Raw genomic sequence first — 13070 nt, 5'->3', positions numbered from 1 at the left:
TGATTGCCATCACCTTTACGGGTGAGGGCGTTGTTGTTCGTTAATACACCTACTTTGAGCCGGTTCACACTTTTCAATGAAAATTGCAGATCAATTTCATGATGAGTTATGTAGACTGGCCGCCATTAATTTTGAGGCACACGTACTACATGGCTGAATTCGAAACCACTTTTGCAGATCTGGGCCTGAAGGCTCCTATCCTTGAAGCCCTTAACGATCTGGGTTACGAAAAACCATCTCCAATCCAGGCAGAGTGCATTCCGCATCTGCTGGGCGGCCGCGATGTTCTGGGTATGGCCCAGACAGGTAGCGGCAAAACTGCAGCGTTCTCTTTACCGCTGCTCAACAATCTTGATCCTGAGCTGAAGGCACCTCAGATTCTGGTGCTGGCACCGACCCGCGAACTGGCGGTTCAGGTAGCAGAAGCCATGACGGATTTCTCTAAACACATGCGCGGCGTGAACGTGGTTGCCCTGTACGGCGGTCAGCGTTATGACGTGCAATTACGTGCCCTGCGTCAGGGGCCACAGATCGTCGTCGGTACGCCGGGTCGTCTGCTGGATCACCTGAAGCGCGGTACTCTGGACCTCTCCAAACTGAGCGGTCTGGTACTGGACGAAGCTGACGAAATGCTGCGTATGGGCTTCATCGAAGACGTTGAAACCATCATGGCGCAGATCCCGGAAGGTCATCAGACCGCTCTGTTCTCTGCAACCATGCCGGAAGCGATTCGTCGTATTACCCGCCGCTTTATGAAAGAGCCGCAGGAAGTACGTATTCAGTCCAGCGTTACTACCCGTCCTGACATCAGCCAGAGCTACTGGACTGTGTGGGGCATGCGTAAAAATGAAGCGCTGGTGCGTTTCCTGGAAGCAGAAGACTTTGATGCGGCGATTATCTTCGTACGTACCAAAAATGCGACCCTGGAAGTAGCAGAAGCGCTGGAGCGTAGCGGTTATAGCAGCGCTGCACTGAACGGCGACATGAACCAGTCCCTGCGTGAGCAGACTCTGGAGCGTCTGAAAGATGGCCGTCTGGATATTCTGATTGCAACCGACGTTGCGGCCCGTGGCCTGGACGTTGAGCGTATCAGCCTGGTTGTTAACTACGACATCCCGATGGATTCCGAGTCTTACGTTCACCGTATCGGCCGTACCGGTCGTGCGGGTCGTGCGGGTCGTGCGCTGCTGTTCGTTGAGAACCGCGAGCGTCGTCTGCTGCGTAACATCGAACGCACCATGAAGCTGACTATTCCTGAAGTAGAACTGCCGAACGCAGATCTGCTGGGCAAACGCCGTCTGGAAAAATTCGCCGCTAAAGTACAGCAGCAGCTGGAAAGCAGCGATCTGGATCAGTACCGTGCTCTGCTGGCGAAAATGCAGCCGGAAGAAGAGCTGGATATCGAAACGCTGGCAGCTGCACTGCTGAAAATGGCTCAGGGCGAACGTCCTCTGATCCTGCCGCCAGATGCGCCGATGCGTCCGAAACGCGAATTCCGCGACCGTGATGACCGTGGTCCGCGTGACCGTAACGATCGTGGCCCTCGTGACCGTAATGACCGTGGTGGTGAAGACCGTCCGCGTCGTGAACGTCGTGACGTTGGTGACATGCAGCTGTACCGCATTGAAGTGGGCCGTGATGACGGTGTTGAAGTTCGTCATATCGTTGGTGCGATTGCTAACGAAGGTGATATCAGCAGCCGTTACATCGGTAACATCAAGCTGTTTGCTTCCCACTCCACCATCGAACTGCCGAAAGGTATGCCGGGCGACGTGCTGCAGCACTTTACCCGTACTCGCATCCTGAACAAGCCGATGAACATGCAGCTGGTTGGCGATGCAGTTCCGCACACCGGTGGTGAGCGTCGTGGCGGTGGCCGTTTCAGCGGTGAGCGTCGTGAAGGCGGTCGCGGTGAAGGTCGTAACTTTAGCGGCGAACGTCGTGAAGGCGGTCGTGGCGATGGTCGTCGTTTCAGCGGCGAACGTCGTGAAGGCAACCGTGGTCCGCGTCGTGACGATTCTTCTGCTCCGCGTCGTGATGACTCTGCTGGTCGTCGTCGTTTCGGCGGTGATGCATAAGCCTTTTAGCTTTATAGCTGTAAAGTAAAATATACGGCCCCGATCTCAACAATCGGGGCTTTTTTTATTTCAATTGTACTCGTGTACTGGTACAGTGCAGCACATTGAGATGTAGTCACAATATAAATGACTGGAGAGATGGCTAAATGGCAACACTAACCACCACCCAAACGTCACCTTCGCTGCTCGGCGGCGTGGTGATCATCGGCGGCACCATTATTGGCGCGGGGATGTTTTCTCTGCCAGTGGTCATGTCCGGGGCGTGGTTCTTCTGGTCAATGGCGGCGCTGATCTTTACCTGGTTCTGTATGCTGCACTCCGGGCTGATGATCCTTGAAGCTAACCTCAATTACCGCATTGGCTCCAGCTTCGACACCATTACCAAAGATCTGCTGGGCAAAGGCTGGAACGTGGTGAACGGCATCTCGATTGCTTTCGTTCTCTATATTCTGACCTACGCGTATATCTCGGCGAGCGGGTCGATCCTGCATCACACCTTCTCCGAGATGTCGTTGAACGTTCCGGCGCGTGCGGCAGGTCTTGGCTTTGCGTTACTGGTGGCGTTTGTTGTGTGGTTAAGTACCAAAGCGGTGAGCCGCATGACGGCAATTGTGCTGGGCGCGAAGGTGATTACCTTTTTCCTGACCTTCGGCAGCTTATTGGGACACGTTCAGCCCACAACGTTGTTTAACGTGGCGGAAAGCAATGCTTCGTATACGCCGTACCTGCTGATGACGCTGCCGTTCTGTTTGGCCTCATTCGGCTATCACGGCAACGTCCCGAGCCTGATGAAGTACTACGGCAAAGATCCGAAGACCATCGTTAAGTGTCTGGTGTACGGCACGCTGCTGGCGCTGGTGCTGTATACCGTATGGTTGCTGGGGACGATGGGTAATATTCCGCGTCCGGAGTTTATCGGTATTGCGCAGCAAGGCGGTAACATTGATGTGCTGGTACAGGCGCTGAGCGGTGTACTAAACAGCCGCAGTCTGGATCTGCTGCTGGTGGTGTTCTCCAACTTTGCGGTGGCGAGTTCATTCCTCGGCGTTACGCTCGGTCTGTTTGACTATCTGGCGGATCTGTTTGGCTTTGATGACTCGGCAATGGGACGTTTCAAAACGGCATTGCTGACGTTTGTCCCGCCAATTATCGGTGGCTTGCTATGGCCGAACGGTTTCCTGTACGCCATTGGCTATGCAGGACTCGCGGCAACCATCTGGGCCGCCATTGTTCCGGCGCTGCTGGCACGTAAATCCCGCGAGCGTTTCGGTAGCCCGAAATTCCGTGTCTGGGGCGGCAAGCCGATGATTGCGCTGATCCTGGTATTCGGTATCGGCAACGCGGTTATCCATATTCTGTCGAGCGTGAATCTGTTGCCTGTATACCAGTAGAACAATTGCCCGGTGGCGCTACGCTTACCGGGCCCACAGAGATTGAGTAGGCCGGATAAGGCGCAGCCGCCATCCGGCACAAATAGTACTACCCCAATAATTCCTGCTTCACATCCATCGCCAAATCAAACGAATGTAGACGTGCCTGATGATCAAAAATCTGGCCGTTAACCATAATCTCATCAGCCTGGGTTTCACGCAAAATGGCGTCGAGACCATGCCGCACTTTTGCCTTATCACCGACCAGCGACATGCTCAGCGCCTGTTGTACGCCGTACTGCTCAGAAGCGGACCACAGCTGCTGCATATTCTCTACCGGCGGCGGTAGCTGGCCGGTTTCGCCACGACGCAGCCTCACAAATGCCTGCTGCATGGAGGTGAAAAGAAACTCGGCGTCGCGATTGCTGTCGGCGGCAATAATGTTGATGCACACCATCGCATACGGTTTTGCCAGCCGCGCTGAGGGTTTGAATTGGGTGCGATACAGATGCAGCGCCTGATGCAGCATATCCGGGGCAAAGTGCGAGGCGAAGGCAAACGGCAGACCAAGCTGGGCCGCCAGTTGTGCACTGTACAGGCTGGAGCCTAATAACCAGACCGGGATCTGCTCGCCGTAGCCGGGAACCGGGCGTACATGGGGATTAGGATCGCGGGCGTCGAACCAGTCCACCAGTTCAGCGACGTCGCGTGGGAAGTTATCGATATCACCGCTCATATGGCGGCGCAGTGCGCGCATGGTTGGTTGATCGCTGCCCGGTGCGCGACCAAGCCCGAGATCGATTCGTCCCGGATATAGCGTGTTCAGGGTACCGAACTGCTCGGCGATCACCAGCGGTGAATGGTTAGGCAGCATCACGCCGCCAGACCCGAGATGCAGCGTAGTGGTATTGGCAGCCAGAAAACCAATCAGCACTGAGGTTGCTGCGCTGGCGATGCCGGTCATGTTGTGATGTTCCGCCAGCCAATAGCGGTGGTAGCCGCGCTTTTCAGCCAGTTGAGCGAGATCAAGCGAGTGTGTGAAGGCCTCTTTTGCCGAGGATCCTTCAGGGATCGGCGCCAGATCCAGCACCGAGAACGGAATAGTTTTGTCAGTCATAACGGCTCACTTTGTTACCGGTTAATCTTTTAATACTGCATTAAAGATTAGCGAATGTTGTTAACAAAGTGAGCTTTATACGGCGGGCACCGAATATAACATGCCCGATGGCGCTGCGCTCATCGGGCCTACGGGATCGCTATTTGTAGGCCCGATAAGGCATTTATGCCGCATCCGGCTAGGCCTGCAGCTCCAGTCCAGCCAGTCGCTTCCAGTAGCCGTTACAGTCACTGTGGGCGGCAAGCGGTAATGGGGCACTGCCATTTTCATTGGCGCGGAAGGCGTCGAGCATGGCGAATGTTTCAGTGCCTGAAGGGGACAGACGCACAATATCAACCAGCCCCTGCATCGATGTCAGTTCGTTGCCGAGGTTGTAAACATAGCCGCTCATGGTCTGGATCCCGTTGAGGACAAAGACCTGCTGATTCTCCTGCGACAGCACATCGCGCCCGTTCGGGTATTTTATGCAGCAGGTTTCACACTCGTCTTTTGGACGGTCTTCAGAGCGTGCGGTAAAGCAGCGGGCAGAGTACGCCAGCGGCAGATGCCCGTAGCTCAGCACCTCAACTTCAAACTGATTGCGAATACCCAGCTCATCACACTGGTTGAGCAAGTTTGCCAGCCAGTCGCGGGAAAGCTCTACCGGCATACACCAGCGCACCATGCCTTGTTTGAGCAGCAAACGCAGGGTGACAGCGTTGTAGCAGTTGAGCGCATGCCCGGCGACAAACGGCAGCTTACGCTCGGCGCACATGTTTACCACCCCGAGATCGCTGGCTTCCAGCAGGAAGTCACCGTTTTCGACATAGCGCTTCAGCTCTCCCAGTTCAGAAGAGGCCTGCACCAGCGCCAGTGTTGACAGCACAACCTGTTTACCGCTGCCAGCGAGCGATTTCGCCATATCGAGCCAGTCGCCCACTTTGGTGGCACGGCGTTTACTGCATACCGCTTCACCAAGATAGATAACGTCGGCCTGGCTTACGGCAGCCTGCTGATAAAAATCTTCCAGCGTTTCTTTCGGCCAGTACCACAGCACCGGCCCTAAGGAATATTTCATTGCTTCTCTCACTGCCATTTACGGTGATACGCGCCAAGCGTGGTCTGTGTGCCTTCGGACATAGAACCGAGCGTTTCCATCCACGCGGCCTGCGGGACGTAGTTTTGCGGGTCGGCCATACAGCGGTCGATCGCCTGACGCCACACTTTCGCCACCAGGCTGACATAGGCCGGACTACGCTGACGACCTTCGATTTTCACCGAGGCAATATTGGCTGCCAGCAGTTCCGGCAGCAGCTCCAGCGTGTTCAGGCTGGTGGGTTCTTCCAGCGCATGATAACGCTCGCCGTCCACCAGATAGCGGCCTTTGCATAGCGTCGGATAACCGGCGTTTTCCCCGTCCTGATAGCGGTCGATCAGCACTTCATTAAGACGGGATTCCAGCCCTTGTTGGGTCTGTTGCCAGCGGACAAAACGGGCAGGTGAGCAGGCACCAACCGTGTTTGGCGATTCACCCGTCAGATAGGACGAAAGATAGCAACGGCCTTCCGCCATAATGCACAGGCTACCGAAGGCGAACACTTCCAGGGGAACAGGTGTGACGCGAGCAAGCTGTTTCACCTGATGGATAGACAACACGCGCGGCAGCACCACGCGGGCGACATCAAAGTTGCGATGATAAAAATTAATCGCCTCTTCGTTGGTAGCAGATGCCTGAACAGAGACATGGCGCTCAATATGCGGGTAGCGCTCTGCGGCATACTCAAGCATGGCGAGGTCGGCGAGGATTAGTGCATCCGCACCCAGTTGCGCCGCCATATCTACGGCCCGCTGCCAGCGCGCATAACCATCCGGATGCGCAAAGGTGTTAATCGCGATGTGCAGCTTACGACGGTGTTGATGGACAAAACTCACCGCTTCCTGCAATTTTTTCTCGGTAAAATTAAGGCCGGCGAAATGACGGGCGTTGGTATCATCTTTCAGCCCGATGTAGACAGCATCAGCGCCGTTCTCGATGGCCGCCTTAAGCGCCGGGAGGTTTCCGGCAGGGCAGAGCAGCTCCATAATTTATCCTGAACGTAGCGCCGTGAAGGGCGCAGAAATGTTAACGAAGAGGGATTTTAGTTAACCTTGCTGAGACAATTTTTGATTTGAGGCAGTTAAAGTCGTATTGGTGACAGCAATAAAGAGGTAACAATTTCGCATCGAATTGTTGATTTATGCCGCTATGTCGTTTATTTGATATGGCAAAATAGCAGGACTATTGAAACAGGGAGTAAAGCTCGTGTTGGATAAACTGCGTTCACGCTTAGTACAATTTGGTCCTTCTCTGATGAGTGTACCAGTTAAACTGACGCCCTTTGCGCTGAAGCGCCAGGTTCTGGAGCAGGTCCTGAGCTGGCAGTTTAGTCAGGCGCTGGCCGATGGGGAGCTGGAGTTTCTCGAAGGTCGCTGGCTGAGCATTCATGTGCGTGACATTGACCTCAAATGGTATACCTCTGTTGAGAACGATAAACTTATCGTCAGCCAGAATGCAGATGCGGATGTGAGTTTTAGCGCCGATGCCAGCGATCTGCTGATGATCGTGGCCCGCAAGCAGGATCCGGATACGCTTTTCTTCCAGCGTCGTCTGGTGATTGAAGGTGATACAGAATTAGGGCTATACGTAAAAAATCTGATGGATGCCATCGAACTGGAGCAGATGCCTAAAGCGTTGCGCGTCATGCTGATGCAGTTGGCGGATTTTGTTGAGGCGGGGATGAAAACGTCGCCAGAAACCAAACAGACCTCGGTAGGTGAGCCATGCTGATTCGAGTTGAAATTCCCATTGATGCCCCTGGTATTGATGCGCTACTGCGCCGTTCATTTGAGAGCGATGCGGAAGCGAAATTAGTGCACGACCTGCGTGAAGATGGTTTCTTAACGCTGGGTCTGGTTGCTACCGATGACGAAGGTCAGGTAGTGGGTTACGTCGCATTCAGCCCTGTCGATGTTCAGGGTGAAGATCTGCAATGGGTCGGCATGGCGCCGCTCGCGGTGGATGAAAACTACCGGGGGCAGGGCCTGGCGCGTCAGCTGGTCTATGAAGGACTCGATTCACTGAACGAGTTTGGCTACGCCGCGGTGGTTACGCTGGGGGATCCGGCCCTGTACAGCCGCTTTGGCTTTGAGCTGGCGGCCCATCATGACCTGCGTTGCCGCTGGCCGGGCACCGAAAGCGCGTTCCAGGTTCATCGCCTGGCGGACGATGCGCTGGATGGCGTGACGGGTCTTGTGGAATATCACGACCACTTCAATCGCTTTTAAGCTTCCGGGGTTTGCAGGCTGCTTAATAGCGCCTCAAACCCTTCGCCTTCGACAAGGCGCTCTTTCTGCCGCTTGGTGAGCTGTTTGACGCGATACTCTATGCGCAGGGCTAGCGAACGGTCGCCAACCTGCGCCGCAAATGCCAACGTGAGTTCCCCCTTTCCGCGTAGCGCCTTCGCGCCTTTCCCACTTTGATGCTGCTTATAGCGGCGTTGCACATCGGTGGTTATTCCGGTGTATAAGGCGTTGTCAGCGGTACGGATCAGGTACAGATACCAGGGTGTCATTGTTACCATCGACGTGATAATTTTCAGGCCTACAGTATAAAAGAGAATAGAAATGGAAACACTGACTGCGGTGACCCGCTGGCTGGCAAAGCAGCACGTCGTGACCTGGTGCGTACACCATGAAGGTGAATTGTGGTGCGCCAATGCGTTTTACCTGTTTGATGCGCAGAAGATGGTGTTCTATGTGCTGACCGAAGAGAAAACGCGGCATGCGCAGATGTCCGGACCACGCGCGCCGATTGCCGGTACAGTAAACGGTCAGCCTAAAACCGTCGCTCTGATTCGTGGCGTACAGTTCAAAGGGGAAATCCGGCGTCTTGAGGGGCAGGAGAGCGAAGACGCGCGTAAAGCCTACAACCGCCGTTTCCCCGTTGCCAGAATGCTGCCAGCGCCCGTATGGGAGATTCGACTGGATGAAGTCAAATTTACGGACAACACGCTGGGCTTCGGTAAAAAGATGCACTGGCTGCGTGATCTATAGTTAGAAGAGTGATTGAAGACCTGGGGAAGATAAGCGATGAGTCAGGTGTTAATAACGGGAGCCACGGGGCTGGTGGGCGGACATTTGCTGCGTATGCAGCTCAATGAACCCCGGGTCAATGCCATTACGGCACCAACGCGTCGACCGCTGGCAGATACGGTTGGTATCTATAACCCCCATGATCCGCAGCTAACCGATGCTTTGGCACAGGTCACCGATCCGGTCGATATTGTCTTTTGTTGTTTGGGGACTACCCGGCGTGAAGCGGGCAGCAAAGAAGCGTTTATCCATGCTGACTACACGCTGGTGGTAGATACGGCCCTGACGGGACGTAGGTTAGGTGCCCAGCATATGCTGGTGGTGAGTTCGATGGGCGCCAATGCGAATTCACCGTTTTTTTATAACCGGGTGAAAGGTGAAATGGAGCAGGCGCTGATCGCGCAGAATTGGCCACGGCTGACGATTGTCCGGCCTTCAATGCTACTGGGTGATAGGGACAAACAGCGGACGAATGAGATGTTTTTAGCGCCGTTGTTCAGGCTGCTACCGGGTAACTGGAAGTCGATTGAAGCGCGCGATGTTGCGCGGGCAATGCTGGCAGAAGCGCTGGCGCCTGGGCATGAAGGGGTTTCGATCCTGACCTCTTCCGAGCTACGCGAAAGGGCTAAATAAAAAAATGCCGGATGGCGCTGACGCTTATCCGGCCTACAAACGATTACGTTCTGTAGGCCGGATAAGATGCCACCATCTACAGGCGTGTTACTTAATAAACGTAAAGGCTGTCGTGACGCGTTTCACGCCGCTTACCCGGCTGGCGATATCCGCCGCCGCCTTCGCTTCACGCTCGGTCACCAGACCTAACAGGAACACTTCTCCGTTCTCAGTCGTTACTTTCACGTTAGAGGATTTCACCTGATCGCTGGTCAGCAACTGGGAACGTACTTTGGTGGTTATCCAGGTATCGTTGGACGCATCGCCCAGACCGATTGGCTGGCCCTGACGGATCTCATTAAAGACCTCAGTCGTACCTTCTACGCCCATCGCAATCTGTTTTGCTCGCGCAGACAGTTCGCTATTCGGCGACTGGCCGACCAGCAGCACTTTACCCTGATATGCGCTCACGTTGATTCGCGCTTCTTTCTTGATCTGGGCATCTTTCGACAATGCCGTATTGACGCGTAATTCCAGGGTACTGTCATCAACCTGGGTGCCGACACTACGAGGATCCGTCGCGGCTTTAGTCCCGACAGCTGCAGTTCCAACAACGGCGGCAGCGACACAGCCTTGCAGCAGCAGTGCAGCGATAATCACAGCAAGCGGCGAAAATGCCTTCATGTGTACTCCTTAATCATCCTGGTGAGGGAAAAGCGTGTTATCGATAAGATCGCAAAGGCAGTTGACCGTCAGCATGTGCATTTCCTGAACGCGGGCGCTGTGGTGTGAGGGTATACGGATTTCAACATCCTGTGGCCCCAGTAATCCGGCCAGTTCCCCTCCGTCATACCCGGTCAGCGCGACGATTGTCATGTCGCGTGTCACGGCGGCTTCAACGGCTTTTACGATATCGCGGCTATTACCACGCGTAGAGATTGCCAGCAGAACATCACCTGCATGTCCCAGCGCACGGACTTGTTTTGCATAAACTTCGTCGTGCAGGCGATCGTTGGCAATCGCAGTTAAGACCACATTATCAGTGTTTAGTGCAATCGCAGGTAAACTTGGGCGTTCTGTTTCAAAACGATTGATCATGCTGGCAGCAAAATGCTGTGCGTTGGCAGCGGACGTCCCATTACCACAACAGAGAATTTTGTTGCCATTGAGCAGGGACTGAACCAGCGTCATGGCGGCACGGGAGATTGCATCCGGAAGTGCTTCAGCCGCAGCTATCTGAGTTTGAATGCTTTCTGTAAAGCAGACTTTAATTCTATCTAACACGCTAATCCTTAAGAACCAGGCTCTGAATCTTCAACTATGAGCGGTCGTTGAACGCGTCCTTAAACCACTCAACATCATTTCCGGTGAAGGCTAACACATCGAACCGGCAATCCACAGTATCAAAACTCCCATTGTGGCGCGCAAGCCACAAGCGGGCGGTCTGTAATAATTTGTGTTGTTTGCTCCGGGTCACACTCGCCGCCGCACCGCCGAACTGTGCTGAGCGTCGGTAGCGAACCTCAACAAATACGGTGGTGTTGCCTTCACGCATTATCAGGTCGATTTCGCCACCACGTTCACGCACGTTAGCGGCGATAAAATGCAGTCCCTTGCTCAGCAGCCAGTCACGCGCGGTGGATTCCCACGCGTCACCGGTCTGTTTACTCGTTAACTGGCGGGGACGACTTGTCCTTGCTGGTATTTGAGCCATGATAACTTCCTGTTAATCACACAATCCTGCGTTGCGGTTAAGGCCCCGGTATTACCGTTAATTTCGAAACCCTGCACCTGACGCATTTGCGAGAAGTGGTTGGCAAGCGACCAGGCATCGATACCCATGGCATACATACGCGCCAACGAGTAGTCGTTACGAACCGCGCCAAGCGCCTGCTGCATAAGAGGTGCGTTAGCGCCTGCCAGCATCGGAATTTCGCTGTACTGCAAGCCTTCCATCTCCAGACGGAAATCCGGGCCGGCAGTGCCCTGCGCACTACGAGAGCTGGCGTACAGCGTTGCTCCGCTCTGGCTGCCGTTGCGCATGGCGATCATCGGCTTAATAAATGCAATTTCTTCCGGCGTCGCCAGAATATACACGGCATCAACACGACCGCTGCCGCCGGTGATTTGCGCATCGGTAGGTGCTGCCGGGATGGTCAGACCGCCAATCGTCACGCCGGGTTGGGCTGGCACAGAGGAGGCCACAGGGCTGCCTGTCAGGGAAATCCCTGAGCCGCCGTTGACGCCCATTTTAAGTTCAGCGGTGGAGCCGAACTTCTGCTGCAATACCACGCCGCCACCCAGTTTTTGCCATTCCTGTGCAAAGGCGTTGGCAACGCGATCGCCTAATGAACTCCGTGGAATCAACAACAGCGGCGTCTGTTTTCCTTGATCGCGGATGTGGCGCGCGGCGTCGCGCGCTTCATCTTCTGGCGACAGAGCAAAGTAACAGACGTTCGGCAGATTTTTCACCGATTCCGGCTGGTTAAGCGCCAGGACGTTCAATGGCGTGTTGCTTTTCATCAGCTCTTCAACATTGTTCTTCAACAGTGGGCCAACCACGATGCTGGCGCCATCCTGCTGAACCTGAGTCAGGATCTGGTTCAGCGGCTGTGATGAAGTGTCGTAGATTTTCAGCTCAGCGGATGGATTCGCCGGTGCGCTGGCGGTTGTTGGCTGAGCAGGTGCTGCGGGCTGCACAGCAGGTGTTTCTGGCTGAGCCGGCGTCTCGTTGGTCAGATCGCTTACTGACGCCTGAGACGGGCTGGCAACGCCGTCAGTCGTTTGCGGCTGTTCTGTGGTGGTCGCGGCAGCTGGAACTGCGGCAGGTGCGACAGCAACAGGGGCTGCGACAGGTTGAGTGCCCATGTTTTTTGCAGCTTCAAAGCCTTGCTGAATAGTCCGGCCAAATACAGCGGCCTGACCGTTCAGTGGTAACAGCAGGGCGATTTTGCTGGTGGAGGCGGGCTTAAAGCTCTGCACGTTAACCAACTGTGTTGGTAACAGTTTTGCCCCTGGGTTTTGCGGATAACGTTTCTGCCAGTCCGCAATACCGGCTTTCATCATGTCCGGATCGTTACGGTTATCGAACCAGACGCGCTGGAGATCCAGCCAGCCTTGCAGCACGTTTTCATCAGCATTGATGACCAGCGCTTGCGCTTGCTCCTGGGTCATGGACGACAGCGACTGCCAGGTGGCGTCCATATTTTTCTGCTTAGCATTCGCGGCCAGCAGCGGTTCCTGGGCGATCAGGGCGCGCAGCAGCGTCAGAGACGGGCGACCCTGGTTGACGTCGATTTGCGCCTGCCAGTAGCGTGCCTGTTGGTTTTGATCAAAATCGGCGGGAGTTAACTTATCCAGCAGGGCCTGTGCGCCAGCGACATCTTTCTGCGCGAGCTTAATCTCGACGGCCAGCAGTGACTGCTCACGCTGCTGGGTATCGCTTAGCTTCTGCGGTAGCTGGTTAAACAGTTCGATAGCCTGCTGGCTCTTGCCTTCTTTCAGCAGTGCACGAATGGCGAGTAATTGCCAGTTGGTCTTGCTATCATCTGAGCTTTGCTGCATTTGTTGCAGATAAAAGCCGGAATCAGCCTGCGCAGTGCCCTGCATATGGGCTGCACTCTGGTCTGGCGCCTGGGTGCCACAGCCTGCGAAAATCAGTGCTGCCAGAATGACTGGTAGCGCGCGTGCGGCTTTCAAACGAGAAAATGTTGAGGGTACCATACTGTATCCAGTGATATTTTTTTACTCAATGCTCAATATTAAATCGGCAATACGGACGAC

15 protein-coding genes are annotated in these 13070 nt (G+C 54.9%); 7 read left to right on the top strand and 8 right to left on the bottom strand.

The features are described from left to right. Nucleotides 1-76: 76 nt before the first annotated feature. The 3 genes from yrbN to mtr all read left to right on the top strand — a co-directional run bounded on the left by yrbN (nucleotide 77) and on the right by mtr (nucleotide 3469). Nucleotides 77-157 (top strand): protein YrbN, encoded by an 81-nt coding sequence (gene yrbN, locus OGX86_RS21735; protein WP_010723222.1) that lies wholly within the window; start codon nucleotides 77-79, stop codon nucleotides 155-157. Continuing rightward, nucleotides 150-2078, top strand: coding sequence for a DEAD/DEAH family ATP-dependent RNA helicase (locus OGX86_RS21730; RefSeq protein WP_003828643.1), 1929 nt, complete (start codon nucleotides 150-152; stop codon nucleotides 2076-2078). Before yrbN ends, OGX86_RS21730 begins: the two co-directional genes overlap by 8 nt. A gap of 146 nt (nucleotides 2079-2224) precedes the next feature. Further along, nucleotides 2225-3469, top strand: a complete 1245-nt coding sequence (gene mtr, locus OGX86_RS21725) for a tryptophan permease (RefSeq protein WP_003828642.1) — start codon at nucleotides 2225-2227, stop codon at nucleotides 3467-3469. 88 nt (nucleotides 3470-3557) lie between these two features. On the opposite strand, the gene OGX86_RS21720 is transcribed toward mtr, so the two are convergent. From OGX86_RS21720 to ubiU, 3 genes are all read right to left on the bottom strand, one after another. Continuing rightward, the gene (locus OGX86_RS21720) at nucleotides 3558-4565 is read right to left on the bottom strand and encodes a luciferase-like monooxygenase (protein WP_103284674.1); all 1008 of its coding nucleotides are present in this window, start codon (nucleotides 4563-4565) and stop codon (nucleotides 3558-3560) included. Between the two features lie 178 nt (nucleotides 4566-4743). Then, a complete protein-coding gene (locus OGX86_RS21715) occupies nucleotides 4744-5622 on the bottom strand; it encodes a U32 family peptidase (protein ID WP_128317291.1) in 879 nt (292 codons plus the stop codon). Nucleotides 5623-5630: 8 nt separating this feature from the next. Then, nucleotides 5631-6626 (bottom strand): ubiquinone anaerobic biosynthesis protein UbiU, encoded by a 996-nt coding sequence (ubiU, locus tag OGX86_RS21710; RefSeq protein ID WP_286640669.1) that lies wholly within the window; start codon nucleotides 6624-6626, stop codon nucleotides 5631-5633. Nucleotides 6627-6846: 220 nt separating this feature from the next. Here ubiU and ubiT point away from each other — a divergent pair, with 220 nt between their 5' ends. Both ubiT and OGX86_RS21700 read left to right on the top strand, forming a co-directional pair. Next, on the top strand, nucleotides 6847-7371 hold the full coding sequence (gene ubiT / locus OGX86_RS21705) for a ubiquinone anaerobic biosynthesis accessory factor UbiT (protein WP_003828637.1): 525 nt from the start codon (nucleotides 6847-6849) through the stop codon (nucleotides 7369-7371). Then, a complete protein-coding gene (locus tag OGX86_RS21700; protein ID WP_008785907.1) occupies nucleotides 7365-7868 on the top strand; it encodes a GNAT family N-acetyltransferase in 504 nt (167 codons plus the stop codon). The genes ubiT and OGX86_RS21700 overlap by 7 nt, the downstream gene beginning before the upstream one ends. Here the strand turns inward: OGX86_RS21700 and OGX86_RS21695 are convergent. Further along, complete coding sequence (locus OGX86_RS21695) at nucleotides 7865-8155, bottom strand: GIY-YIG nuclease family protein (RefSeq protein WP_032945094.1); 291 nt, start codon at nucleotides 8153-8155, stop codon at nucleotides 7865-7867. The two genes, OGX86_RS21700 and OGX86_RS21695, sit on opposite strands and share 4 nt — an antisense overlap. A 52-nt stretch (nucleotides 8156-8207) precedes the next feature. On the opposite strand from OGX86_RS21695, the gene OGX86_RS21690 reads away from it, so the two are divergent. Continuing rightward, complete coding sequence (locus OGX86_RS21690; RefSeq protein ID WP_048225701.1) at nucleotides 8208-8636, top strand: YhbP family protein; 429 nt, start codon at nucleotides 8208-8210, stop codon at nucleotides 8634-8636. Nucleotides 8637-8672: 36 nt separating this feature from the next. Then, nucleotides 8673-9308: an NAD(P)H-binding protein gene (locus OGX86_RS21685; protein ID WP_286640667.1), complete on the top strand. Its 636-nt coding sequence runs from the start codon at nucleotides 8673-8675 to the stop codon at nucleotides 9306-9308. Nucleotides 9309-9395: 87 nt separating this feature from the next. On the opposite strand, the gene dolP is transcribed toward OGX86_RS21685, so the two are convergent. Genes dolP through OGX86_RS21665 form a run of 4 tightly spaced genes read right to left on the bottom strand, consistent with a single transcriptional unit; the run spans nucleotide 9396 to nucleotide 13010 of the window. Further along, nucleotides 9396-9971: a division/outer membrane stress-associated lipid-binding lipoprotein gene (dolP, locus tag OGX86_RS21680; protein WP_008785904.1), complete on the bottom strand. Its 576-nt coding sequence runs from the start codon at nucleotides 9969-9971 to the stop codon at nucleotides 9396-9398. Between the two features lie 9 nt (nucleotides 9972-9980). Beyond that, a complete protein-coding gene (gene diaA / locus OGX86_RS21675; protein WP_003024948.1) occupies nucleotides 9981-10571 on the bottom strand; it encodes a DnaA initiator-associating protein DiaA in 591 nt (196 codons plus the stop codon). Nucleotides 10572-10605: 34 nt separating this feature from the next. Further along, a complete protein-coding gene (locus OGX86_RS21670; protein WP_003828625.1) occupies nucleotides 10606-11001 on the bottom strand; it encodes a YraN family protein in 396 nt (131 codons plus the stop codon). Next, the gene (locus OGX86_RS21665) at nucleotides 10959-13010 is read right to left on the bottom strand and encodes a penicillin-binding protein activator (RefSeq protein WP_286640664.1); all 2052 of its coding nucleotides are present in this window, start codon (nucleotides 13008-13010) and stop codon (nucleotides 10959-10961) included. Before OGX86_RS21665 ends, OGX86_RS21670 begins: the two co-directional genes overlap by 43 nt. Nucleotides 13011-13070 lie beyond the last annotated feature (60 nt).

Origin of the sequence: Citrobacter sp. Cpo040 (assembly GCF_030332915.1) — a bacterium.
Taxonomy (GTDB): Bacteria; Pseudomonadota; Gammaproteobacteria; order Enterobacterales; family Enterobacteriaceae; genus Citrobacter; species Citrobacter portucalensis.
The sequence above is the reverse complement of the archived record's forward strand: the minus strand, read 5'-3'. Positions and strand labels throughout refer to the sequence as shown.

Bases quoted from the DNA above. Each gene is read 5' to 3' on its own strand.
- yrbN (WP_010723222.1), top strand. From the start codon at position 77: ATGAAAATTGCAGATCAATTTCATGATGAGTTATGTAGACTGGCCGCC.
- OGX86_RS21730 (WP_003828643.1), top strand. From the start codon at position 150: ATGGCTGAATTCGAAACCACTTTTGCAGATCTGGGCCTGAAGGCTCCT.
- mtr (WP_003828642.1), top strand. From the start codon at position 2,225: ATGGCAACACTAACCACCACCCAAACGTCACCTTCGCTGCTCGGCGGC.
- OGX86_RS21720 (WP_103284674.1), bottom strand. From the start codon at position 4,565: ATGACTGACAAAACTATTCCGTTCTCGGTGCTGGATCTGGCGCCGATC.
- OGX86_RS21715 (WP_128317291.1), bottom strand. From the start codon at position 5,622: ATGAAATATTCCTTAGGGCCGGTGCTGTGGTACTGGCCGAAAGAAACG.
- ubiU (WP_286640669.1), bottom strand. From the start codon at position 6,626: ATGGAGCTGCTCTGCCCTGCCGGAAACCTCCCGGCGCTTAAGGCGGCC.
- OGX86_RS21700 (WP_008785907.1), top strand. From the start codon at position 7,365: ATGCTGATTCGAGTTGAAATTCCCATTGATGCCCCTGGTATTGATGCG.
- OGX86_RS21695 (WP_032945094.1), bottom strand. From the start codon at position 8,155: ATGACACCCTGGTATCTGTACCTGATCCGTACCGCTGACAACGCCTTA.
- OGX86_RS21690 (WP_048225701.1), top strand. From the start codon at position 8,208: ATGGAAACACTGACTGCGGTGACCCGCTGGCTGGCAAAGCAGCACGTC.
- OGX86_RS21685 (WP_286640667.1), top strand. From the start codon at position 8,673: ATGAGTCAGGTGTTAATAACGGGAGCCACGGGGCTGGTGGGCGGACAT.
- dolP (WP_008785904.1), bottom strand. From the start codon at position 9,971: ATGAAGGCATTTTCGCCGCTTGCTGTGATTATCGCTGCACTGCTGCTG.
- OGX86_RS21670 (WP_003828625.1), bottom strand. From the start codon at position 11,001: ATGGCTCAAATACCAGCAAGGACAAGTCGTCCCCGCCAGTTAACGAGT.
- OGX86_RS21665 (WP_286640664.1), bottom strand. From the start codon at position 13,010: ATGGTACCCTCAACATTTTCTCGTTTGAAAGCCGCACGCGCGCTACCA.